Raw genomic sequence first — 410 nt, forward strand, 5'->3', positions numbered from 1 at the left:
GTCAACATATGGTTGGATAAATGAGGTCTTAACGAGTTGTATAGATTGATAGCATCTCTGACCATTAACTTTTTTGTTGCCAGATCTATATCATAAGCAGCTATTGCAAATTCTTGTTTTAATATCCCGTTTACCCGTTCAGCAATAGCGTTTTCATATGGGTCGTATTTTTCTGTCATACTTGTGCTTATAGCATTATCATTTAAGATTTCCTGATATTCATTAGAGCAATACTGTAAGCCTCTGTCTGAATGATGTACCAAAGGTTGAACCTTGTAACTTCTTTTTCTTAAGGCCATTTCAAGAGCCCGTACTGAACCATTTACTCCCAAACTGCTGGAGACATCATACCCCATTATTTTTTTAGAGTAAGCATCGGTAACCAGAGCGAGATAGGATGGGTTTTTCCT

The 410-nt window shown here is 37.1% G+C and carries 1 protein-coding gene; it reads right to left on the minus strand.

The genetic code is table 11. The annotated features are described in order from the left end of the window. Window positions 1-410 (minus strand): DDE-type integrase/transposase/recombinase (locus RM549_RS19425; protein ID WP_311687778.1); only part of this gene is annotated, 410 nt, incomplete at both ends.

Source organism: Autumnicola patrickiae (assembly GCF_031846525.1).
In the GTDB taxonomy this organism is placed as follows: domain Bacteria; phylum Bacteroidota; class Bacteroidia; order Flavobacteriales; family Flavobacteriaceae; genus Autumnicola; species Autumnicola patrickiae.